Origin of the sequence: Companilactobacillus halodurans, assembly GCF_009600985.1 — a bacterium.
GTDB classification, from domain to species: Bacteria; Bacillota; Bacilli; order Lactobacillales; family Lactobacillaceae; genus Companilactobacillus; species Companilactobacillus halodurans.
The window spans coordinates 1-1107 of sequence record NZ_VDFP01000241.1 but is presented as its reverse complement, the minus strand read 5'-3'; the positions used below and the strand labels follow the sequence as shown (position 1 = coordinate 1107).

The window sequence follows — 1107 nt, the reverse complement described above, 5'->3', positions numbered from 1 at the left end:
TATTAAAATGACTGTTTTGATAATTGTTAATTACCCAAGCGGCTTGTCCTAAGTAATTAAGCATTAACATTAGATAAACGAAAGGCCAGGTAGCATATATATTATGTTTTCCCACTTGTCCCATATCGGAATAGAGTGCTTCTGCACCAGTGGTTGCTAGAAAGACACTGCCTAGTATGAAGATACCAACTTTATTTACGGGACTAAATAAAACTCTAATTGCATAAACGGGAGAGAGGGCCTTTAGAACTTCAAAATTATTAGTGAGATTGAATAATCCTGCTAAACCAATGAAACTAAACCATATTAACATGATTGGTCCAAAGGATTTTCCAATCTTTTCGGTTCCAAATTTTTGAATGATAAAAATTGATAATAGGATTACCGTTACAATAATTAAAACGACTGATTGTTTGTTAGAGAAAATGAGATTTCCAAATTGTTGTCCCTTAATGCCCTCGATGGCAGAAGTGACAGTTACGGCTGGGGTTAAAGTTCCATCAGCCAAGAGTGCTGATCCACCAATCAAGGCAGGAATAATCAACCATTTACCTTTAGAGCGTACTAAAGCATAGAGAGCAAAAATGCCACCTTCATTATTGTTATCAGCCTTCATGGCAATTAGGACGTACTTAATGGTTGTAATCAGCATTAAAGTCCAAAATATTAAAGAGACACTGCCAAGAATGTATTCTGGTTTGGCAGCAGACATAGTACCAGCATCATTGACGATAGCATTCATGACATAAAGTGGAGAGGTACCAATATCGCCATAAACTATACCGAGTGTTATTAACATACCCAAAGTAGATAATGAGGATTTCTTCATAGTAAGCTCCTTTCCAAAAGAAATTGAAGCTGTTTATACAAACTCTATTATAGATTTTTTTTTAATATTTAAAAATATTTATGATTATCACAAATCAAATTGGTATACATGGAATAAAAAAGGTAATACAATACTGAAATTAAAGAGGATACTTTTATGGAAAGAAAGTGATAGTTATGAATGAAGTGTTTATGATACTTTCAGCAATATTGGTATGGATAATGGTTCCAGGAATAGCAGTTTTTTATAGTGGTTTTGTTCCACATCGAGATGTAACT

Annotated in this window: 1 protein-coding gene; it reads right to left on the bottom strand. The window is 33.8% G+C overall.

Annotated elements, in window-relative coordinates; all coding sequences use genetic code 11:
• Positions 1 to 829, bottom strand: an 829-nt coding sequence (locus FHL06_RS13905) for a KUP/HAK/KT family potassium transporter (RefSeq protein ID WP_192918029.1), incomplete at its 3' end; no start/stop codon positions are given.
• Between the last annotated feature and the right edge of the window lie 278 nt (positions 830 to 1107).